Origin of the sequence: Paenibacillus sp. VMFN-D1 (genome assembly GCF_003386155.1) — a bacterium.
Taxonomy (GTDB): Bacteria; Bacillota; Bacilli; order Paenibacillales; family Paenibacillaceae; genus Paenibacillus_AQ; species Paenibacillus_AQ favisporus.
Genome location: NZ_QRDU01000003.1, coordinates 366,978 through 390,996, shown reverse-complemented (window position 1 = coordinate 390,996; position 24,019 = coordinate 366,978). Strand labels below are relative to the sequence as shown.

12 protein-coding genes and 1 riboswitch are annotated in these 24,019 nt (G+C 56.1%); all 12 genes read left to right on the top strand.

All coding sequences use genetic code 11. The features are described 5' to 3' along the window. Window positions 1-40: 40 nt before the first annotated feature. The 12 genes from C7820_RS22770 to C7820_RS22715 all read left to right on the top strand — a co-directional run bounded on the left by C7820_RS22770 (window position 41) and on the right by C7820_RS22715 (window position 23,983). Window positions 41-3,430 carry a tubulin-like doman-containing protein gene (locus C7820_RS22770; protein ID WP_116232969.1) on the top strand — a complete coding sequence of 1,130 codons (3,390 nt, stop codon included), beginning with the start codon at window positions 41-43 and terminating at the stop codon, window positions 3,428-3,430. 3 nt (window positions 3,431-3,433) lie between these two features. Continuing rightward, a complete protein-coding gene (locus C7820_RS22765; protein WP_116232968.1) occupies window positions 3,434-5,920 on the top strand; it encodes a transcription initiation factor TFIID in 2,487 nt (828 codons plus the stop codon). Window positions 5,921-5,957: 37 nt separating this feature from the next. Next, a complete protein-coding gene (locus C7820_RS22760; RefSeq protein WP_116232967.1) occupies window positions 5,958-7,238 on the top strand; it encodes a vWA domain-containing protein in 1,281 nt (426 codons plus the stop codon). Between the two features lie 19 nt (window positions 7,239-7,257). After that, the gene (locus C7820_RS22755) at window positions 7,258-7,923 is read left to right on the top strand and encodes a beta-mannanase (protein WP_116232966.1); all 666 of its coding nucleotides are present in this window, start codon (window positions 7,258-7,260) and stop codon (window positions 7,921-7,923) included. A 1,260-nt stretch (window positions 7,924-9,183) separates the two neighbouring features. Then, entirely contained in the window at window positions 9,184-10,443 is a 1,260-nt protein-coding gene (locus C7820_RS22750) for a hypothetical protein (protein ID WP_076172999.1), read from the top strand. Beyond that, window positions 10,443-13,688, top strand: coding sequence for a GAP1-N2 domain-containing protein (locus C7820_RS22745; protein ID WP_116232965.1), 3,246 nt, complete (start codon window positions 10,443-10,445; stop codon window positions 13,686-13,688). The genes C7820_RS22750 and C7820_RS22745 overlap by 1 nt, the downstream gene beginning before the upstream one ends. A gap of 247 nt (window positions 13,689-13,935) precedes the next feature. Further along, the gene (locus tag C7820_RS22740) at window positions 13,936-14,331 is read left to right on the top strand and encodes a hypothetical protein (RefSeq protein WP_116232964.1); all 396 of its coding nucleotides are present in this window, start codon (window positions 13,936-13,938) and stop codon (window positions 14,329-14,331) included. Window positions 14,332-14,529: 198 nt separating this feature from the next. Next, window positions 14,530-14,629: riboswitch (purine riboswitch) on the top strand. A gap of 55 nt (window positions 14,630-14,684) precedes the next feature. Further along, window positions 14,685-16,121 carry an NAD(P)/FAD-dependent oxidoreductase gene (locus C7820_RS22735; protein ID WP_116232963.1) on the top strand — a complete coding sequence of 479 codons (1,437 nt, stop codon included), beginning with the start codon at window positions 14,685-14,687 and terminating at the stop codon, window positions 16,119-16,121. Between the two features lie 207 nt (window positions 16,122-16,328). Beyond that, entirely contained in the window at window positions 16,329-17,852 is a 1,524-nt protein-coding gene (locus C7820_RS22730) for a stalk domain-containing protein (RefSeq protein ID WP_116232962.1), read from the top strand. 21 nt (window positions 17,853-17,873) lie between these two features. After that, window positions 17,874-20,243 carry a FecR domain-containing protein gene (locus C7820_RS22725; RefSeq protein ID WP_147306299.1) on the top strand — a complete coding sequence of 790 codons (2,370 nt, stop codon included), beginning with the start codon at window positions 17,874-17,876 and terminating at the stop codon, window positions 20,241-20,243. A gap of 261 nt (window positions 20,244-20,504) precedes the next feature. Next, complete coding sequence (locus C7820_RS22720) at window positions 20,505-22,190, top strand: response regulator (protein ID WP_258875374.1); 1,686 nt, start codon at window positions 20,505-20,507, stop codon at window positions 22,188-22,190. Further along, entirely contained in the window at window positions 22,187-23,983 is a 1,797-nt protein-coding gene (locus tag C7820_RS22715; RefSeq protein WP_116232959.1) for a sensor histidine kinase, read from the top strand. The genes C7820_RS22720 and C7820_RS22715 overlap by 4 nt, the downstream gene beginning before the upstream one ends. Window positions 23,984-24,019 lie beyond the last annotated feature (36 nt).

Genomic DNA, 24,019 nt, shown 5'->3' with positions numbered 1-24,019 from the left:
GGTTATTCATATCCGTGCACCTTTTCCAGGAGGGGAATCTATGAAACCGGTCGTTAGAGAACATATACAGCAGCTGGACGTGTCGCTGGGAGGCGGTATCGTCAGCGAAAAAATCCGGGTGGACACGATTGACAACCCGATTCTGATCATCGGCCTCGGAGGCACCGGCATCGATGCGCTGCTCCGCCTGAAATACCAGATCAACCGGCGCTTTAAGCTGCCGGAAGATCCGCTGTCCAAGAAGAAGATGGACAAGCCGGACAACGTCGAGTTCCTGGCTTTTGAAACGAACGAGCAGGACCGGAACAAGCGCTACAAAGGCGTGGGCCTCGATCCGATCAACGAATTCGTGCTTCTGTCGAACGCCGAGATCGGCGGACTGCTGCAGAACCGCAGCATTTTGGAGCCGTACATTACGGACTGGCTGTCGCCCGAGCTCAGCATCACCGACGGCATGAACGGCGCGGCGGGCGTCCGCCAGGCGGGACGTTTGCTGCTCTTCACGAAGATCAACCAGGTCGTGCAGGCCATCGACAAGAAGATCAAGACGCTGTCCGTAGGCACCAACAAGAAGCTGATGGTGTTCCTGCTGACCGGCCTCTCCGGCGGTACCGGAAGCGGCTGCTTCCTGGACATCGCCTATATCGTCCGCGGCATTATCGAGCGCGACCATGGCTCCGCCGGGATCGACCGGGTCAACACGCTCGGTTATCTGTTCACGCCGGATATCAACCTGGCGAACAAGAGCCTTAGCGAACATACGCGTGAGTACATCAAGAAGAACGGTTATGCAGCCCTCAAAGAGCTCGACTACTGGATGAACGTGGATGCGCGCGGGGAGCGGTTCAAGCAGCAGTACGGCAACATTTTGACCGTCAACTCGCCGCTGCCGCCGTTTAACCTGTGCCATCTGATTTCGGCGACCAACACGGAAGGCAAGCTGCTGGAAAATGCCTACGATTACTGCATGAACGTCACCGCCGAGAACATTACGAACTTCATGGCGAGCGAGGAAAAGCAATCGGGCGAAGAATTCGCCATTCACGACTATATCAGCAACATCCGCACGAACATCGCCCAAATGAACAAGGCGTATCCGGCCAACTACGATTACAACATCATCGGTGCCTCGTCGGCCGTGCTTCCGATTGAGGAAATGACGACATTTCTGGCGTACCGCCTGTTCGGCAAAATGGAAACGATGTTCGAAAAAGCGCCGAATCAGGAAGACGTGGAGAAGTTCGCCCGCAAGCTCGGCGTCGATCTCGACACGATGGTGAAGACGTTTGAATCACGCGTGCCGGAGCCGCTGCCCGGCTACCAGAACAGCGAGCGCTTGAGCTACACGAACGTTGTTAAAAATCAGGTCATCAATATGGACACCGAGCTGGAGCAAAATTTCCTGGCGCGGGCACGGGAGGAATATATCAAGGCGAAGAAGCAGCTGCCAGGCGAAATCGTGGCGCAGTTCAGCGACCAGATCCGCCGCATGTTCCTGCACCCGCAGCAAGGGCCGTTCTATGTGTCCCGCCTGATCTACACGGAGAAGGGATTCAGCTTGCTCAAAATGCTGCTCTCCTATATTGAGACGCTGCGCGAGAACCTGACCCGCATTCCGCGGGACATCGAGGTGGCCCGGGAGCAGGCGGATGAGCGTCTGGGCGATGCAAAGAGCGCCTTCGTATCCAAAGAAAAGAAGAAAAACGTCTACATCGAGGCCAAGATCAACGAATACTGGCTGATGGCGGATGTAGAGCGTACCGAGCAGATGATCGAGTTCTACGAGGATCTGTACGATCTGCTGAACAAGGAAAACAACCGCATTTATAACGTATACACCGAAATTTTGAACGCGCTGAACTCCATTTTCGCCAAAAACGGAGACATTCTCTTGAATGGGGAGGAGCAGCAGGATCACAAGGGCAACAAAACCTACTATTGGAATCTGGTCAGCGTGCCCGACATCTCGAAGGTCATTAACCGCATGATGGAGCAGAAGGATGTTGACGATCTGATCCGCGACTTTGCGCAGGAGCTGCTGGACCATTCCAATCGCTGGATTCGCGAGCAGGAGATCGACGTGGTCAGCTCCATTTCGGAGTTTCTGACCGACAAGTTCGGCGACCTCATTACCCGCTCGATGGAAGACTTCCTGATCATGAAGTTCGGGCAGGAGGAGTCGATCGAGAAGTTTGTGGAGCGGAACATCGCCAGCAAGCTGGACGAAGAGGCCGTGCCGGTCTTCCACTTGAGTAACAGCGCAGGCAATCTGTACTTCCCGTCGTGGGGCTTTGTCTCCGTGCCGGTGCAGGCGCCGAGCATCCTGAAGGGGATCCGCAATTATCAGAACAATTCGGTGGGCAAATCGCATTTTACCGTCAAAGAGAGCGAAGTGAAGAACCGGATCTTCTGGCTGAACACGAAAAATGGCGTGCCGCTGTTTGTGTATACGCCGCTTAAGGTGTACGAAGAAAGCTACGAACGCACGATTCTGGACAAAGAAGGCATCGGTCGCCACCTGGTGCAGACCGACCGTGTGAACTGGACGTACCTGCCATCGCCGATTCCGGAAAAATCGTGGGGCGAGACCTACGTAAACCCGCGGGTGCAGAGCTACAACACCCGTGTCCGCACCGAATTCGACCAGGCGCTGCAGCTGAAGGTGGTGCAGCTGAAGGATGCCGACCAGAACACCAGCAACCGCTATGCGGTGGTGTTTACGAAGCCGTTTGACGTGGAGTCTGCGCTGCACGCGTACGACATGCAGCTGAACGCCGCCAAGCCGAATCTTGGCGAAGTGAAGCGGGCACTGACCGAGCTGAAGCGTTACTTGAGCGAGGGATTGGAGCGGGAAGGATCGAAGGATATCTTCGGCTCGATCAATGAGGATCTGGCCAAGGAGAACCTGATCCGTTCGCCAGAGCTTATCACCCGGGTGCGGGCCGAATTGGCCAAGTATACCGCCATCGCCGCCAAGGTGGCGGAACTGGAGGACATCATCAGCCAGCATCAGGATGAGGAGAAATGGCTGGACCAGTTTATCGAAGCGATGTACACCGGCACGATCTGCAAGAAGGGCGCCCTGTACGTCTACGACCGCGACCCGGAAGAAGAAGCGTGGCAGCCGTTCGCCAATCTGCTGAAAAGCGTCAATTACGTCGAATACGAAGTGTTTAAGCATTTCCGCGGGCTGGATGAGAAGAGCCGCAGCACCCTGCTGCGCAAATCGTCCCGCCGGGATGCCGAGCTGACCGCTTCGGAGGATATCACCCCGCTGCTCACCAAGCTGGAGGAGCTGTCGGCGACCTTCCTGGAAGCCCGCGACCGTCTCGAATACGAGAAGGTGGAGCTGGCGGACGGGGAAGACCGCTATCAGTTCTACAGACAGATTTCTTCCAAGCTGAACGATATCCGCAGAAGGCTGAAGTAAGCGATGAACGGCATTTTAGAGCGGTTTGCATCCAGCTATGCCGCGGCCCAGGAGAGCCTGACGGGTAAGGGAGACGACCAGAGCAGCATCCATTACCCGGCGGTGCTTCTGTTTATCGGCGACAAGACGGCGGACGCCATCGGACCGATCATGAAGATCCACCGGCAAAAGTGGGATAACAGCGCCGGCGTGACGTATTTCCATGTCGGCACGGCGTCCGGCAGCGACCGGGGGGCTGCCGCTTCAGACGAGACCCACGGCACGTTGGCGTCCATGGCCTCCCAGGAAAGTTATGCGAATGGACGGTTTGAAGCCAAAGGGTACGGGTTCGGCGAAGTGCGCTCCGAAGACGGCGGCTCCTTGCTGAGCCGGTTTCTGTTGGACGACTCCGCTGTGCCGGGTGATCCCAAATCGATACGCAAAGAGCTGCACCGGGCGTTCTACCGGAATGAAAAGCAGTTGTTCGAGCTCAATAAGGCGATCCGCCGGCTAGAGTCTCATATTGCGGGCTACGGCCGGATGTATTCCTCGTTCGACCGGATCCATCTCTCTGTCATTACGCGGGTCGACGACCCGCTTAATGTGTTCATACCGGAAATTTCGCTGCTGGCCCAGTCGATCTTCAGCCAGTCCTTCAAGTCGGTTCAGATGGACCTGTACGCGCTGATCAGCGAACGGGAGCAGCTGGAGTCGTTCGGATATGCCAGCTCGGCAGGGATGGCTTTTCTGCGGGAGCTCGACATGATGCAGCGCCCCGAGTACGCGTTCTCCGCGCCGCTGCATGTAACGGAGGACGGACTGTCCATTCCGGTGAGACATCCGGCTTCGCCGCTGTTCGATCTGGTGTACGTGCTGTCGGACAAAAACGAGCGCGGCATCGCCGATCCTGGCGGCATGCAGGACAACTATGAGATCATCTGCCACCTCGGCCTGCTGAAGAACCGCAAGCAGAAGGAACATCAGGTCGACGGTCAGGCAGGAAGCTATAACAATACCTCCTTCAAAAACAACATCATGACCGAGTCCGGCCGGCAGGGCTATGTCTCCGCCGGTTTCTCCCGGGTCAAGCGGCCGAACCAGCCGATTGCCCTGACGGTGCTGTACCATTTCTACAGCCAGCTGCTGCTGCGGATGAAGGCCGGAAGGGAACTCGGCATCAAGGAACGCCTGACGTTCTTCGGGCTGGATCCGGCGGCGGTTTCGTCGCGTGCGGACCATGTGGTGCCGGACGGCAGCCGGATTGAGGAAATGAACGGCATGATGACCCGGCCGGTCGGATTCGCTTCGCTCAAAGGCATGTCCGTACGCGAAGCGGAGGAGGCGCTGTTCGGTGACGGATGCCGGCGGTATTTTCATGCCAACTACGAGCAGGAGGCAAGCGAAGCGCTGGGCCGCCTGGACGGGGCGGAAGAGCTGGATTCCGTCATCCGGCAGCAGATGGCGGAACATCCGGAGATCAGCGTGTTCCACATTGCGGCATGGACCGGCGAGAAAGACGGGGCAGGCGGTGTGCTGGAGGCGCTGCGGGCCCGGATCCGCGATATGGCCGGCCAGCTGGAGGCTGACCGGGCCGAGCTCGACCGGTATTACAGCGAGCAGGTGGGGAACCTGCCTTTTCCGAAACGGCCGCTGATGGACAAGCATAATGTGCGGAGCTTTATCCGCTATTTTCTGGAGACCATCTATCAGCGCAAGCTGGAATTGCTGCTCCTGGAGACCGAGCTGAAGCTGTACCGCCGCTACGAGGCGGAGCTGGAGCGTCTGCACGGCCACTACAAACGGCAGGCGCAGCGGCTGGAGCAGCTGGAGGGCGAGCTGCATGCCTCCGCGCAGCAGAGCATTCGGGCTGCCGACGATTATATCGGGCAGAACATTATGGAATATTACGGACTCGTGACCGAAGACATCATGCGCGACCTGGAGGCGAAGCGGGGGGCGTATATCTTTTTCGAGGACCGTTATGTCGGGAACCTGTCCGCATTGTCAGCTTCAGGGACCGACAGACTGCTGGAGAGGCTCATTGCTGTCGTGGAGCGTGATTTGCTGACGGCGGAGCCGTTTGATCAGACCTTTGAGGACGAATTGCTGCGCCGGGCCAACGTAACGATCGATTACAGCAACAAGCAGGTGCTGTCGAAGGAAGACCTGTTCAAGATGCTGTACCGAACCCTTGAGGAGCATGCGGTCATTAACGTGCGGCTGTTCGACTACACGCAGGAGCACCGCTATGAGGAAAAGTATTTCTTTGGCGATGCCAGCAGCGAATTCGTCCGGTATGCCCTAGGGGCAGACGAGACCTCGCGCATCTACAAGCTCGGGGTCGTGCATGAGAAGCGCAGCAGCGGCGTCGAGAAGCTGAACCTGATGGGCGGATTCCATCTGGAGGACTTGATGTATTACCGCAACGGCAAAGCCTATTATGAGACGTACGTCCAGAACGGCTACGAATTTCACGGTGTGGACCCCGGGCAGCTGCCGGAGCTGCGGTAAGGGCCCGGGCGCCACTTAAGAAAGGAAGCATGGTATCATGCAGCGTAAAATCAATCTGCTTCTGCTGCTCCTCAGCCTGATTGGCGGCGCGGCCGGCTACGTCATCGGAGAGGTCGTGTTGCACGTGTGGGGCAGCGATCTTCCGCGAATCGTGGCTATTGGATTATATTTGGGAATACTGGCTCTCTGCATCGGCACCGGGTGCCTGATCGCGGAGATGATGTCACCCCGCCTGAACGGGCCGTCCTGGAGGCAGCGGTATATGGGGACTTCCTGGAAACTGCTCGTGCCAGCCACACTGGTGCTGGTCTTCGTGCTGGGTTTGGTTTTGGAGTTCGTCTACGAGATCAATCCCGGTCATGCGAAGCCGGTCAAGGACATTGCTCTGGTCATCGACAACTCCGGAAGCATGGGGGAGACGGACCCGGACAATGACCGCTACACGGCAGCCAAAAACCTGATCAACCGGATGGACAGTGACAACCGGGTGGCGGTGATGGTCTTTAACGACCAGACGACCCTGCTGCAGCCGTTTATGAAGGTCAAAAATAAGGATGCGAAAAATAAGGTCATCTCCGAAATCGACGGGCTTGAAGCAACCGACGGGGGAACGAACATCAGCCTGGCGCTGGCGGATACGATGAAGCATATCGAGGAAACGAATGACGCCAGCCGGAACACGATGGTTATCCTGCTGTCGGATGGCATCAGCGATGTCGACCTGAACAGCGCCCTCGCGGCGTACAAGCAGCGCCAAATCGCTGTCAACACGATCGGGCTCAGCCTGGTTCAGGCAGATGGGGCTCAGCTGCTGCAGGACATTGCCCGGGAGACGGGCGGGCAGTATTACGACGTGTCCAATGCGGGCGACCTGTCGCCGGTCTTCCAGCAAATCTATGAAGACGTAGGCGACCGGACGCTTCTGACCGAACGGACCGGTCCGACGCAGGACAGCGTCTATTACCGGATGCTGCACATCGCTTTCATCGCCATCATCGGCGGGACGATCGGCTTGTCCCTCGGCCTGATCTTCGACAACCGGTATCTGGCCCGCAGCTTTGGTATTGGCGGCGTGGTGTCCGGCCTGATCGCCGGAGCCGTGCTCGAATTCGGCCTGTCGGGCCACACCGTTGGCGACGAGATGGTCCGCCTGCTGTCGTGCCTGATCCTGGCCGGCGTGCTCGCCTTGTTCACCGGCGTCATTCCGGTGAAGGAGAACGGCAAGCTGGCGGCCGGTCTTCAGCGCCCGGGCCAGGCTGGACGGACGCAGTCCGGCTTCGACCGGCGCCAGAAAGACAACACGAGCAGAGGATTCTAAGCAGGGAGGCGCATGACTTATGCGGTTTATCGATGCACAGCCGGGCGACCCGGTCATCCGCGGCTTGTCCCACCAGCTGGACGAGGATCGCTGCACCCTTCGTTGGCAGTGGCCGGAGGGGATTCAGGCCGTGTACATCGGCAGGGCTTTTGACATTCTTGCGGAGGACGCGGGAGAGGGCGGAGCTTTGGCTCCGTCCGATTCGCCTTCCGACAAGCTGAGGCTGTATACCCGAAACGAATACAAAGCGAACAACGGTTATCACGACCGGATCGAGGGCGTCGGACGCGTCATCTACACCGTCTATGCTTCGGTAACGGAACAAGGCGATGCCGTCCTGTTCCGCCAGCCTGACGGGGCCAATCGTGCCGTCTTCAGCACAGGCAAAGCCCGCGTGACCGTCTCCATCCGCGAGAAGGGCGGATGGCTGCAGAAGTTCAAGACCGTGGAGATCCGGGTGACGACCGAGGTCCCGATCCCGAAGGAAGCGCTCTGCTATGTCAAGAAGCAGGGAAGCTACCCCGCCCACAAGGAAGACGGAACGGTGTATCCGTTCGTCATGGATTTCGCGGCGGGGAAAAACGTGCTGCCCGCCATCGAGGTGGGCAAAAACGACTACGTGCGCCTGTTTTTTACGGACGGGAAAAAGTATGGGCAGCTGTATGAGTTGGTGCAGGGTCGCTAGGGTCGCTCCGGTCGCTCCATATATGCACCTCCGGCTTCTGTTGGGTCGCTCCATATATGCACCTCCGGCTTCTGTTGAAATCGTGTTATTTTGATGAGGTCAGAAGGGAATAACACGATTTCAAAGGAAGCACGTAAACTCTCCGGTCCATATATTCCGCTTGGCAGGGGGCAATTTGAGGGTAGACTCAGGATGCTCCATATCGACATGGCAGGGAGCGTTTGTGGGATGACTCAGGATGTTCTATGTTCGCTTGGCTGGGAGCATTGTGGGCAGATTCTAAGTGCTTCAATCCCGCTCTGCATGGGGTGTTTGTGAGCAGACTCGGGATGTTCCATAATCCGCTTGGCAGGAGGAAGCTATGAGCAGACTCAGAGGAGCGGCCGGAAGCTGGTTAGCTCGAAGAAGAAATCCCGGGCAGGTCGTATCGGCTGCCTTTAGGCAGGAATGTGCGATAAAATATAGAGATTAAACATATGAACTATTAAACTAGTGAAATTAAGGGTTAGAGTGAACGGAATTGGATTCAAAGGCGAAATGCTAGCTTTGAGGGGCGAAATAATACAGTCTAAAAGTACGCAAGCTTGCGGAATCGACCTGTAAAGCTGCAGAATGGAGTTTGAGGGTTCGCGGTCGAGATAAACGTTAGATCTGCAGAACAAATAGATTAGCAGAAAAAAAGATGACCAGAACGAATAGATTAGCAGGACGTATACATTAAGGGAGCAGTGCTTTGAGAGAAGTGCTTAGAGAATAACAGCTTAGAGGGAAAGAGCTTAGAGCTTAAGAGTTGAGCGTACTCCATAGGGCTAAAGCAGAGCGAGGCCCAGAGATAAAATGCTTCCGGAGATGACCCAGCGGAGAGGACGGAATCATTCTGGAGAAGCGGCAGCGGTCGCCTTTGCCTCGGAATTTCAACCTTTAATAGGGTTAATCAAATCAGGAAATTTGGAGGCAACAGCGATCGGAAGAATGATCCGGCATCGGAGCGGGCTTTAGCTTCTCTGCCACGGTTCGAGGAAGCTATTCTCGATGTTTTGCTTCCGCAAAACGAGAGATATCAGCGCCTCTTCGAGTCAGCTCACGAAAAGTCATCAGCGCCTCTTCGAGCCAGCTCATGGAAGAGTATCAGCGGCTCTTCGAGCCAGCTTACGATAAGGCATCAGCGGCTCTTTCGAGCCAGCTCACAATGAGATTACTAGCGGCTCTTCGAGCCAGCTATTGAACATAGAAGTACGGGAAAGGGGGAACGAGAGCATCATGGGCATTTTTGACAGGTTCAAGAGGAAGCCGGAGCCGGAGCCCCGGCCATTGTTTTACGATATCGTATGTCCGTACTGCTTCAGCAAATTTTCGCCGGAGGAGGTCGTGTTCCGCGCTGCCCACCATCGGGAAGACGACGAGGATTACGCGCTCCGCGAGGATGAGGAACTGAACCGCTACCGGGAACGCTTCGGCCTGGATTCGGTGTACGACATGGAGGCGATCCTCTATCCGCGGGACATTCCCGAGGAGCATCAGATCTACTCCGATCACGTACTGATCGGGCTGAACGACCGCTACGGGGTGGTCACGCGCAGACGGCTGTGCCCGAAGTGCCATAACGAACTTCCGGTAACGGCGGGCAAAGTGCCGAGCAATATCATCTCGATCATCGGCGCATCGCAGGTCGGCAAGTCGGTCTATATGACCTCGCTGATCCATACGCTTCAGCATATGACGGCGGACCATTTCAATGCGGCCTGCATGCCGCTGAATGCGGAGATCAGCCGCAAGTTCCGCACGATGTACGAGGAGCCGCTGTTTGAACGTGGGGACCTGCTCGCTTCCACGCAGAAGGAGAAGATGCAGGAGCCGTTTATTTTCCAATTCGTATTCAAGGACGAGACCAAGCCCCCGCTCACGCTGGTGTTCTTCGATGTGGCCGGCGAGGGCATGGTCGACGAGGATTATCTCGGCCTGCACGGGCAGCACATCAAAAACTCCGCGGGCATCCTGTTCATGATCGATCCGCTGCAGATCCGCTCGATCCGCGAGAAGATCCGCCTGAATTTAGGCGACCAGCCGGGCGAATGGGTGTCGCAGTACGATGAGCCGCGGGACGTGGTGCTGACCCTGTTCGGCGACTTTATCGCCTACGAGGACAAGGGCAAAACCGACATACCGACAGCGGTGGTGCTGACCAAGAGCGACATGCTCCACTCGTTGAAGGACGAGGACGGCGAGTACGTGAAGCCGAACAGCAACATTTTTAACAACATGGTGCACCGCAAATATTTGAATCTGACTGAGTTCGAAAATATCGACGGAGAAATCCGCCGCTTCATCGAAAAGGTCGACCGGCCGTTTAAGGGGACGATGGACGTGTACTTTTCCAATACGGCTTATTTCGCGGTGTCTGCGCTGGGCAGCAATCCGGTGGGGCAGAAGCTGCAGAGCGTGGTCAGCCCGATCCGGGTGGATGAGCCATTTATCTGGCTGCTGTACAAGCTGAAATACATTGAGGGGAGAGAAGACTAGTGCCGGATTTCACTCCCAAAAAGGTTCAGCAGCAAATGTATACCCGCGAACGGCGCGGGATTTTCCGCTCTACCGAAGGGTTTGATACGATCGCCAGATCGCTGGGGCTGGAACATGGTTTTATTAAAAAGGTGCTGCATCCGTTCTGCCAATACGACGCCCCGGCGGAGCTGACCGCTCGGAGCGAGAAGGAAGCAGCCGCTTATCCGGACGCCCTGCATCTGTTACGGACCGAGACCGGGGAAACGGTTCTGGGACGCAGCGTGTACCAGCCGGCGGATTTTACGGGGCTGCGCAGTGCCTTTTTTACCCATAACTATGTACTCCCACCGGGCTGGATGGAGCAGACGGGCACAGATTACCGCAGGCTCCTGAACGCCCAGTTTACCGATCACTACGACATTGAGCTGGGCCCGGACCTCCCCGAACTGGGGGATTTGCCGGTGGCGAAAGACGGGCAGAATATGGCGGCGGCCGAGGTCATGGCGCTCCTGGAGGAACTGCATATTGACGAGAAGGTGTTCAAACAGCTGCTGTTTGCAGCCATGTCGTCGGTATCGGGCAAAAAGAAGGTATACATCGTCCTGGACGTTCCGGTGGAGCAGTTGTCCGTCAAGGCGCGCGAACTGCTGCATGTGCTGTATGGCAGCCTGCCTTACGCGCTGCGTAGCGAGCTTGGTTTTCTGACGTATGCCAAAGAGCCGCAGAGCAAAAAAGGCATCCATCTGACCTTCGTGGAAAAAGGAGGCCTGCGCCTCGGTGACCGCAGCGTGGAGAAGGATTATTTGTTTGAGCTGGCGGCGGGCCGCGTCATCAACGTGGACCTGGACTGGTCCAAGCAGCCGTACCTGGATTTTGCCTGGGCGAATCTGCGGAGTCCGGAACGGTTGGAGGATTTTTATGCTTTTGCCGACCAAATGATGGAGGGCATGGAGCCGATCCGAAGGATTTCGGTTGCGGGCTACCATGAGCTGTGCGTGCTGTACCAGATCGATCAGGGGCGGGAAGAGCTGTATACGGCTCAAACTGGCACGGTGCTGCGCTGCATCCTTGATTATCTGTCCACACCTGGGGCCGTTCATGCCAAAGCCCGGCTGAATCAGCTGTTCTTGACGCGTTTTGACAAAGAGCTGGATCGGGTGAAGCTGGGCGAGGTGCCAGGTACGGACATCATCGAAAGCATCAAGGACTACTATGCCGTCGACGGCAAAAATTTTGGCCTGCGCATCGTGGAGTATTTCATCCGTACGATCAACAATGCGCTGTCGCAGCAGCGTGAAGATATTGCGCAAGCCGCGTACGGCATGCTGGAGAGTACACCGGCCTTGAGCCGCACCTTCTTCGCCCGTGTGCTGAGCAGCCCGGGGCTGCCCGCCCTGCTGTTCGAGCCTTACATAGAAAACAGGCTGAAACAGGCAGCGACAGCCAGCGATCTGGTCGAGCTCGCCGGCGCCTGGGTGCAGAATCACCCGATCGTGCTGGAGAACGCCGTGTTCACCAAGCTTGCGGAAACGCAGCTGATGGACAAGCTGGGCCGGGAGTCCGATCCGGTCCGCGCCGTGAATGCGGTGATGGACCAGTTGGACGATCTCGAGCGGGATCCGGGCCGCGGACTGGGCCAAATCGAAGGCGGGTCGCGGTTTGTCGACCGGCTGGTGTATGCGGCCAATCTCTTTTTGCTGAAGGATCTGGATTTGGAACGTCTTTCGAGAGAGCAGCTGCTGGATATTGGATTTCTCCGGGAGGCGAAGGAATTAAGATCGTGGGTATCCCGATTCGATGCCCGCATCCGCTCCAAAGCGAATGTCATGCTGGCGCTCTATCAATGGTTCGGTACCGACCACCCGAAAAGGGAGGACGTGCTGGACGGATTGTCCTTTGCCGAGCGGGATCAGGTGCAGTATATCGGCCGTGGCTGGCTGCAGCGGGAAGTGAAACCGGAGGTGTTCGAGTGGATTACTCTGGCCTTCTGTCAGGACGTGGAGACCGGCGCGGTGGATTACGGATCCCTGCTGGATTTCGTGTATAAATACGGAGACAGCCCGGAGACGGTGTATGAGTACATCCAGTGGTCTGCGGACCAGCCGCTGTTTGTGCGTCCGCGCGGCCTGGTGCCCGCGTATGCCGCGGCGATCGTGTCGTTTATGAAAAGAAATGACCCGGGCGCGTTCCGGAACAAAGACAGGGTGAAAAGATACTTTGACTCCGCTCCGCAGGCGCTTCAGCCGGCCTACGCCCGGGCACGGTCGGAACTTGCGCCATCCTGGATGAAGTTTTTCAGAAACAACCGCAAGCCGATCATGCTCAGCTCGGTGCTGCTGGTCATTGTCATCGCGGCAGGCATCACGATGCTGACGCTGCAGGCGAATGGTGCCTTTGACCGGAAGGCGGACCCGGTAGACGTTACGAAACCGCCGGTCGCTTCCCAGCCTCCGGCGACAGAGACGGCAACGGAAATTCCGCTGCTTACGGCGGAGCAGGTCAAGGATGGGGAGCAAGGGGAATTGACGGAGCTCACCTTCCACTTCAAGCAGCCGGAGGCGTGTCGGAATTTCAAAGCCGGTGAAGTGACCGTCCTGGACAAGGACGGAAACATCCTGTTTGAGGCGATTGATCCGCAGACGGTCAGCCAGTGCGCGGCGGATCCGGCCGGGGGAACGGATTCCACGTCCGGAGATACGGCAGGCGGCAAGGCAACCGACGGGCAGACCGCCGATTCAGCAGGAACGTCAGGCACTGATGCGACGGAAGGCGGCCAGACCGGCGAAACGCCTGGCGGGACCGATACAGATGCGACGAAGGACGGACAGGCGGATACCGGCGGGGCTTCCAGCGGGAAGACGAACGCTGCGGATGGGACGGCGGGAACGGACTCGAACGGTGAGGGAGCGGACGCCGGTCAGTCGTCCGACAAGGCTGCCGATCCATCGGATGATGCATCGACTGGCACTGCCGGCGGTAAAGACGGTACAGCTTCAGGCAGCGGAGACACCAGTAACGGTGACACCGGGGGAGCGGTGGACAGTTCAGGAACAACGGGAACTACAGGTGCGACCGGTTCCGGTAATACGTTGACGGACGAATACACCAGCACCGTAATCGTGAAGCTGGGCAAAAAGCTGGACGTTAGCCTGATTGATAAAGTCAACGCGGCCGGCGGATCGTTTGTTTTGACCGCGAATTCTGGGCAAGGAAACACGGATCAGGAAACCGGCGATACGACCGATCAGGCTTCTCAGAAATAAAGAGCCGACATACGGATTAACCATAGCCGAAAATATAAGGAGTTTTACAGCCAAGCCCTTTGCCACCAGTAGCGGTGGCGGAGGGTTCTTTTTTTGCCATTGTTCATGGTGATGATTTCTTCTTGCTTGGAATCGGTAAATATCACGAAAAGCGTAAAGTCCCTTCATAAGTTCTCAACATCCGTTCGTTATGCTGTAAGGGAAGCCGGGAAGGCAGACCATGAGAACAGAAGGGAATGAAATATAGATGAACATTGCAGGAGCCGCTAAGCTCAGCCTGCCTTTGATTGTTGGCTTGGGAGCGCTCGCGATGATCAGGCCGATCATGAAAATGACCGGTTTGATGGACCTCATCGGGCAGCAGTTTGGCAGTATTTTGATGACCGTATTGATATCCTTGGCTTGGCTGATCATCGTGATCATGAAAAAGGTCACCGATCCGGTTCGCACGCTGGTGTTGGCGGGGGTGGCCTACGCATTGTTCGCCATTATCGTGAGCGGCGTGATGTCACCGATCCTTACCGGGCATCTTCAGGGCCCGCTGACTAATCCGTTTGCTTTCGTCAGCGTGTTCATCACAAATGCGATCTGGGGACTGATCGTTGGGGCCATCGCCCAAGGGATAAGAAAAGGGAGAAGATAGGCCGTAATCCAGACTCCTTTCGGAAACTGGTCTTAATGCGGTGCGGCATGGCACCATTGGTTTGTTAATGTTCGGTTTTTGTTGAATATAATTAACAATAACCTTATTGTATTTCCTGAAATTCGTTAAATTACGAACTATATTTTATATTAAAGTTGACACATTCGTATTTATCCATTACACTAACTCCTGTAAACGATAAATAACTGACACAATGTTCGTATAACCTCAATGATATGGTTTGAGGGTTTCTACTAGGGGCCGTAAATCCCTGGCTACGAATAGGCTGCTTCGCATACCTATTCTATGCCGGGGATTTTTTTGTTGACCTAACCCATTTCAGGAGGAACATGATGAGTAAATATGATGTCATTGTCGTTGGAGCCGGTCCGGCCGGTATTTTTGCCTGTTATGAATTTGCGTTAAAGGCGCCTCATCTGAAGGTGCTTCTGGTGGATAAAGGGCATGATATTTACCGCCGCAGCTGTCCGATTCTGGAGGACAAAATCAAGTTATGTCCGCCCGCCGGCGGCCGTAAGGAGTTTGCAGGCTGCGTGCCCGCCTGCTCGATCACAGCGGGCTTTGGCGGGGCTGGAGCTTACAGCGACGGAAAATTTAATATTACAACCGAATTTGGCGGCTGGATGACGGACTATCTGCCACCATCCAAAGTGCTTGAGCTCATCCGTTATGTTGACGAGCTGAACCTGCAGCATGGCGCGACGACGAACATTACCGATCCGACGACGGATGTCATCCGGGGCATTGAGCAGCGCGGCTATGCGGCGGGTCTGAAGCTGCTGCGGGCACAGGTACGGCATCTTGGCACCGAACAGAACCTGGAAATTTTAAAATCGATCTACGAGTTTCTGAACACGCGCATCGACATGATGTGCAAGGCCGAGGTGGAAGACATCCTCACCGTCAAGGAAGACGGCGTCCACACGGTGCAGGGCATCGTCCTGAAGAACGGGGACAGTTACGAGGCGGACCGCGTCATCATCGCCCCCGGCCGGGACGGATCAGCCTGGCTGACAAGCATCCTGAAGAAGCGCCGGCTCAAAATGTACAACAACCAGGTCGACGTCGGCGTTCGCGTCGAAACCTCCGATGTGGTGATGTCGGAAATCAATCAGCATCTGTACGAGGGGAAATTCGTCTTTAACACCTCCGTAGGCACTCGGGTCCGCACGTTCTGCAGCAACCCTTCCGGCCATGTCGTGGTCGAGAATCACAGCGGAGCCATGGCGGCCAACGGCCATTCTTTCAAGGATCCGGCGCTGGGCTCGTCCAACACGAACTTTGCGCTGCTCGTCTCACATAAATTTACGGAACCGTTTGATAAGCCGAACGAGTATGCGCGTGAAATATGCAAACGGGCCAACGATTTGTCCAATGGCGGGATCATCGTCCAGAAGTACGGCGATATTTTGCGCGGACGGCGCTCGACCGAAGGGCGGATCCGGGAAGGATTTCTGGAGCCTACCCTGAAGGAGGCTGTACCGGGGGACCTGGGTCTCGTTCTGCCCTACAACACGATGAAAAGCCTGATCGAAATGGTCGAGGCGCTGAACCATGTCACGCCGGGCATCGCTTCGGAGCATACGCTTTTCTATGGCGTCGAAGCCAAGTTCTACTCTGCCCGTCCCAAGCTGTCGGAGACGCTGGAGACGGAAATCCGCGGGCTGTACTGCGGCGGCGACGGAGCGGGGATCACACGCGGTCTGGCCCAAGCCGGGGCGGCCGGTGTGTGGATCGCTCGCGGGGTCGTGGAGTCGCTGTTCCGGTAAACAATAGCATATAGAAATTGGTGAGATTCCTGCCTGAATGTTAGGCGGGGATCTTTTTTTCACTCAAAAAGGAAGATACCCTGCCTGTCCGGGCCCTAAAATAGAAAAATTTTACTAGTCGGATGTCTTTAATCAGGATAAGATCGATGCAGAACAATTCAGCGTTGAGGCTTGCATCCATTCATAAATATGTAGGAGGAATGAAATTTGCAGGGGTACGGTAAAAGGTGGGTTACCGCCGCGTTGACGCTGTGCATGGCACTTGGTGTGCCTTCACTGGCTTTGGGCGCAGGGGTCAGAGAGGACTCGGCATGGCTTAGCGTCAGCACTTGGCAGCCGGATGCTACCGCCAGCACGAAGGGGGATTTGCTCACCGCGGGATGGGTTGGAAACGGCAGGGTGCTGGCCGCAAAGGACGGCAGCGTGCTGGTGTCCGACACGGTGAACCACGTGATATGGAAGGTCAGCGGCACGCAGCGGACCGTTTTTGCGGGAATGCGGTTTGCGGGCTATAACAAGGGCAGCGAGCCGCTGGGCGGATTGCTGGACGGGGCTGCGAATACCGCGCTGTTTAATCAGCCGATGGGCATGGATACGGATGCCGCCGGCAATTTGTACGTCGCCGACTCGGGGAACCATGCGATCCGCAAAGTTACCCCTACAGGGCAGGTCAGCACGCTGGCAGGAAACGGAGTGCAGGGGTTCAAGGATGGCACCGGTTCGGCAGCAGCGTTGAATACGCCAGAGGATGTGGCGGTGGCGAAGGACGGATCCGTGTACGTTGCCGACACGCTGAATCATGTGATTCGGAAAATCGCCGCAGACGGTACGGTCAACACGCTAACCGGCTCTTCCGACCGTGTAGTAGAGGTCTATTCGGGAGTGGCCGCATTCGCTGGCGACTACAAGGACGGGGCGCTGAAGGATGCGCGGTTTAACGAGCCGTCGGGGCTGGCGCTGGACGATGAGGGGAATCTCTACGTCAGTGACTCCGGCAACCAGGTCATTCGCTATATTAACCTGAAATCCGGCATGGTCACGACGGTGGCCGGGTCGGTAACGGGCGATGGCCAAGGGGCGGCACCAGGGAAACTCTACCGGGACGGAGGTTACCAAGACGGCGCTGCGGCTTCGGCGAAATTTAATCATCCCGTTGATGTGGCTTGGTCCTCCTCTCAGCATGAGCTGGTCATTGCCGATTCGCTCAATCAGGTCGTGCGAACGTTGAAAGACGGCCAGGTCCATACGCTTGTGGGCTCTTTGGAGGGAGAAGAAGGGAAAGCAGACGGTGTCGAGAGCACCTCCTTGCTTTCATATCCGCAGGGCGTTGCTGTAAGCCAGGATGGGAGTGTCGGCTGGATTGCCGGAAACGGCTTGCGCCAGTGGAACTTGTATCGGCAGCCGGATCATAAACCGATGAAACCGGCTGGTACCGTTTACGTGGCCTACAACGCCAAGTGGCTGCAGATCGATACGCGGGTGACCAAGGACGGCCAGACGCTCATCCCGCTGCGATCTATCGCTTCCGAGCTTGGACTGAAGCTGGTATCGGCTTCGGCCAAGTCTGCCGTGGTTCAATCGGGAGACCGCATGATTCAGCTGGAGGCCGGCAGCACTGCCCAATCCATCGACGGGAAGCTGTATGTGCCGATTCGGACGCTGACGGACCTGCTGGACAAGGACGTGAAATGGTTGGCTTCGGAGAAAACCGTGGTTATCCGTGATAAATAAAGGAAGGGAGTTGAAAACAACGTGAGACGAGGAAAACTATCTTGGAAAATGGTCAGCTCGACGCTGATTCTGCTTCTTGCAGGCTCGGCGGCTTGGACGACGCAGGCTTCCGCCGACAGCACACGCAGCATGACCATCAGCCGCATTGATGGACCGGCTTATATCCAGCAGAGCGGGGGAGCGCTGCGCATTCAGGCGTATCCGGGAATGCTTTTGCATGAGGGTGACACACTTGTTACCGAATCCGGCGGTGCGGTGCTGTCCATTCAGGACGAAGGGGACGAAATCACGCTGGCTCCGAACAGCGAAATTCGGATCAAGGTGCTGGCGGGTGGAGCAGTACAGTCGACGACCAAGCTGGAGCTGATGTCAGGCCAGGCGTATACGAGCGTCCATGATCTGCGTGAGTCCCGGGACGTGTTCGAGATGGATGTCCCCGGGCAGAAGCTGGAGGTCAAAGGAACGCAGTTTTTTGTCATTATCAATCCATTGACAGGTATCCCTGATGTTGCCGCGGGAGCAGGTGTGGTCAAGGTTTCGGGTACGAACCCTCAAAGCTTTGCCGGGAAGGACGGGTCACCCGTCACTTTATATCCAGCCCAGCAAATCAGCTTAACGCCCGGCGTGGATCCTTCCCTTCAAACGCCGACCGGCGTCGATATCTCGGGTCTTGTTCATCAGGCTTCACCGGACATCATTAAAGCCATCATCCAAAACAAGGCGCAGATCGACCGGGAGAACCAGGAGCTGATTGAGCAGCAGAAGAAGCAATTGGAACAAGGTCAGTCCAAACCTTCCGGTTCTTCGGCATCAAACGGGTCAAACGACCCCTTTTTGGTAAGCCAACTGGAAGACCTTCAAAAAATCCAGCAAAATTTGAATGCCTTGGTCGGCAATGTAGCCAAGGAGGCGAGTAGTCAGGGGAAGATCGAAAAAAGTAAATTGGATCCGTTGATAGAACAGGTGAACCGTGGGATTGACGACCCGAACGGAAAAATTGACCTTGGAAATGTGCGTCCGTTTGATCCGACCGTAGGATTGGACCCGCAACAGGAGGCTAAACGCAAAGAGCAGGAGAAGGTTCAGCAGGAGCTGCAAAAAAAGATCCAGGAGCAAATTCAGCAACAGCAGCAGCAGATACAGGAAGTATTGCAGCAGCAACAGATGCAGGATATATTGCTGCAACAGCAGATGCAGCAGCAATTACAGGCTATGATCGACAATATCCTGAAAACGATCGCCGAATTGCAGCAGGCCAACCAAAAGGCAGCAGAGCAAAGAGCTACGCAGGCCGTGATCCAGTATCAGCAGCAGCTGAGCACTGAAGAGATGAAGCGTTTTGAAGAAGAAGTGCGACGGCGCAATCAGGAGCGGATTCAAATGGGAGGCCAGCAGCCTGCCGCTCCTACACAGCCGACTGCCCCTACGCAGCCAAATTTGCCTGGTGGGTCGATGACACCTCCGGTGAAACCGCCAGTGGATCCTCCGGTCGATCCGAAGCCTGTCGAAATTAAAGCTGTTTTCAGCCCGGATTTTCCGGAACAAGTGCCGCTTCATTCTTCACACAAGTTCACGTTTGGATTTAGCAGCGGTCAATCGAATCAAGATACGAAAGTAAAGGTACGAGTGACGTACAGCTCTAAAACGGGCATCAACTTGTCGGAGACGGATTACACCTATTGGTATGGGGAAGATGCTATCAAAGAGGGCCAGCTCAGCCCTGATGGCATTGTCCTAACAAAGGAAGCCGGACCAGACGGGGAAGAAGGGGAAGCCTATACCCTGGGCGAACTGAACGGCACGCCGATTACTTTTGAAACCAGGTTGCCGGAGGTCGGCGACTATAAGGTAAAGGTTGAGCTGCTGAAGGATGAAGAGGTTGCCGGCGATCCACTCGTGACCGTGACCAAAGAGGTCCATGTTTTTGATGTGCTGTCGACGGAAGTTAACCCGATAGAGGGCACCGACTTAGATAGAACGCTGAAAGTAAAGGCCGGGGGAATATTACTGCCGGAGACTGCAGTAGGACTGAAGGTCAGCTTGAGAAGAGGAAGTAATGGGGAATTCGAACCGGTGGCAGGAGCGCAATTCAAACTATTGCACAACGATGAGGACATTGCTACGGGTGAAACGAATTACGCCGGTATGATGAACTTATTATTGGAACCATCCGCAGGGGCCCTTGGGCTTGTTGACGAAATCGGTAACCCAACGTCAGAGGGGGCTTCACTTACCTTACAAGTGATTCTTCCGCTAAACGAGGTTGAAATGCCGTTGCCTGGAGAATACACTGCAGAACTGCAGTGGGTAAGACAAACAGGTGACATTGAACATTTAATCCCGCTTGGGCAGGCTTTCAAGGTTCACTACACCGTTCCTCCAACTCTCTGATCATTTCAAACAGAGACCATAAACCCAACCAACCCGGACAGGATCCCTCCTGCCCGGGTTGTTTTTTTAAGAGATCAGAAAGTATAAGATTCGGAGCCTCCGCTTCCGGATCTCGCAAGAAGAACTTCCTTTAAACGCGGTCTGTCTTCTTTGAAGGTACGTCGATAGACGTTTTTTTATATACCTACCTCTTCTCCCATCTGATACGATGTTGTTGAATTTAATGCTATGAATATTCTGGGGGTGAACCGCTTGAAATTCATGATTGTAGACGATGAGCCGCGGCACCGCCGGGGCATGGCCGGGATGCTGCTGGCGAGCCGGCCCGGCTGCGAAGTGTTTACGGCCGGGGACGGAGCCAAGGCGCTTGAAATGGCCGGCATCGACCGGCCCGAGGTCATATTTACGGATATCCGGATGCCGCAAATGGACGGGCTTACGTTCCTGCGGCGGGCAAACGAAGCCTTGCCTTACAAGCCGCGGATCGTGATGCTGTCCGCGTACAACCTTTTCGAATACGCCCAGGAGGCATTGCGGCAGGGGGCTTTTGATTATTTGTTAAAGCCGGTTGATGTCGACAAGCTGGAGGAAGTGCTGGAGCGTTTGGAACACATCTACCGTGAAGAGCGTGAGGCACGGGCTCGAACGATAGCACTGGAGCAGCAAATGACGGCAGCTTCCTTGGCGCATCAAGGGCGTTTGATGCAGCAGTGGCTGACCGGCGGCCTGAGCTTGGAGGAGGAACAGAGCTGGCTTTCGGCCGGAGTCGTGGATGGTCCTGGACTGGTCATCGTTTCGGAGCTGGAGCCAGCCAGCGGGGATGGGAGCGGATCTACCACGGAACATTCGGATCGCGGGATGTCATCTGGGTTCCACGCCCCATCACCTGACACTTACACCGAATCCCGCTCCACCTCTCTGACGGCCGATAGGCTGCACCGAGCGCTGGAGCGCGCCTGCTCTGCCTTCGGCAAGGCCTTGACGATCGCCTGGGATGCGGTGGATTGGACGCGGCCGAGGTGGGTCACGATCCTCCAAACGGGTACAAGCTTTGGTGAAAAGCGGGAAGACATCCGCAGGGGGCTTATGAGCCTGCAGGCAGAACTCACCGCTGTAGGGTATTCCGGCCGATGGGTGCATGCGATCGGAGAAGAATGCGTTGATCTAACGGAGGGGGGCCCTCAGTCTTACCGGACGGCTCTGGCTGCGCTGCCGTATCTGTTTTACGACCAGCAGGGGGCCATCTTGTTTCATGGCGGGCTTCTGCCGGTACAACCGGTTTTAATGTGCTCTGCCGCAGAACTGCTGGATCTCCTGAATGCCGGCGATACGGAAGGTGCAAAGGAATTGTGCCGTACAGCCGTGACCGCTATGTCGGCTGACGGCATGGCCGAGCCACAGTCCGTCAAGGACCAAACCTGCCTGCTCCTGCTGAAGCTGGCGGACAGCAAATCAGGGTGGGGGATGAACCCGCTGACGGAAGAAGCCGTGCGGCAGATCCGCACCTGTCGGCGGTTTGCGGAGCTGCTGGAGATTTTGGATTCGGTGCTCGAGCAAATGGGCGTCACGCTGAAGGAGCAGAAAAAAAGCAAACGCGAGCTCGTGATCGACAGCTGCCTGGAGCTGATGCGCGAACGGTACATGGAGGATTTATCGCTGGAATCGGTGGCGGAATCGTTCCGCTTCAACCCGTCTTATTTCAGCACCTTGTTCAAAGAGGCGACAGGCCGTTCTTTCTCGGATGTTCTCATTGAGATCCGGATGCGCAAAGCCGAAGAGCTGCTGCGGGACGGCAGCGGATTAAAGGTATATGAGATTGCCGAAAGGTGCGGCTTCCGCGATACGAAATACTTTTCCCGGAGCTTCAAAAAGCATGTTGGCGTTACGCCGGAGGCGTACCGTCATTGGGCCGGGCAGCAAAAGTCAGGGGAGGGGAGGTCCAGATGAAATTCCGCTCCAGGCTTCTGGCCAGCTATGTCGTTCTCATTGCGCTGCCCCTGCTGCTCCTGAGCTTCATCTACTACCGGAACAGCTTGAGCTCGATGCGGGATCAGGCGCAAAACAACGTGCTCGAAATCGTTAAGAAGAGCAATGAAGTCATGGATACGAAGCTGAGGAAGGTAGACCAGGGCAGCTTGGCCTTGTTCGTCGACCGGGACCTTTTTCGGATCTTCAACCAGCTGAATCCTTCCGTCCCGTCGGAACTGCTGAATGCGGACAGGCAGGTGTCGGCCATCCTGAGCAAGTATTTTACGCAAAATGAGGATGTGTACACGTACCAGCTGTGGACCTCCTACTACAGTTTCGGCTCACAGCGTAATCTTCCGCAGGGGGATCCGACCCGCACGGCGCTGTATCAGGAGGCGGAGAGGGCACATGGCAAAATGGTCTGGTACCCGACCTACGATTTCGTCCAAATGTTCGATCAGCCCTGGCTGCAAAACAGCGATATCGAATACAGGTATATGTTCTCCGCCACCCGCCTGATGGAATTTTCCTATGTCGATAATTCCACGATTGCCAGGCTGCGGCCGAACGTGGAGCGGCCGGTACTGACGATTGGCTTTAAAGCGGACTTTTTCAACTCCCAATTCGAGCAGAGCATTCCGACAGGATCGAGCTATTTGGTGATTGATCCGGATAACAAGGTCGTGGCCAGCTCGAACGCCTCTCAGGTGACCCAAGTGTTCAATGAACAATGGGTGAACGCCATTCGAAAGGCCGGAAGCGGAACGCAGCGATTGGTCCTGGACGGCCAAAAGACAATCCTGTGCTTCGACCGGTCCGCCGTAACCGGCTGGCTGTCGGTGGTCTTGATTCCGGAATCCACGCTCGTCCGCGGCTTTATTCCGACCATCCGCACATCGACGATCCTGCTGGCTGCGCTCCTGGCATTGATTGCATACTTGTTCGCTTATTTCATCGTCCGCAAAATGACAGGCCCGATCCGGCAGCTCTTCACCGCCATGCGCTCGGTGGGCGAAGGGGACTTTCAGACCCGGGTAGAGGTCAAAACCCATGACGAGTTCGGGGTGCTGCTGCAGCGGTTCAACCGGATGAATTCGCGCATCGAAACGCTGGTGAAGGAAAACTACGAAATCCGGATCAAAGAGAAAGAGGCGGAAATCATGGCGCTCAATATGCAGATGAACCCGCATTTTCTTTACAATACGCTCAACATCATGAACTGGATGGCCATCGAATCGGGACAGAGGGAGCTGAACCGGATGCTCGTCCGCCTGTCCAATATGCTGCATTACACCTCGCGCAAGGACTGGGGAGCCGTAACGGTTGCCGAGGAGCTCGAGTGGATGAAGGACTATTTTTACATTATGGAGGCCCGCTTTGAATCGAAGTTCACGGTTCATTTTGGCATCGCTCCCGAGCTGCTGGACACCCCGGTGCCGAGGCTGCTGTTCCAGCCGTTCGTCGAAAATGCCATTCTCCACGGTTTCGAGCAAATGGAAGAAGGGGGACGCATTGAAGTTACCGGAGAGATCAAGGATGGGACTCGTGTGCTGGTTGTTTCGGATAACGGGCACGGCATGAGCCGGGAAACGATTCAGCGGATTTTGTATGCAGAGTCCGCCTCGATCGGCATCAAAAACACGATTTCCCGCATTTGTCTTGCGTATGGGGACGAGTACGGCATCGATATCGAATCCGCTGTAGGCCAGGGAACACGCGTGATCATCACACTGCCCCACTTTTCTAATCAAAGTCCACCATTCCAAAAATAATCCGGTTTTGAAAGCGCTGCCTAAAATCTATAATCA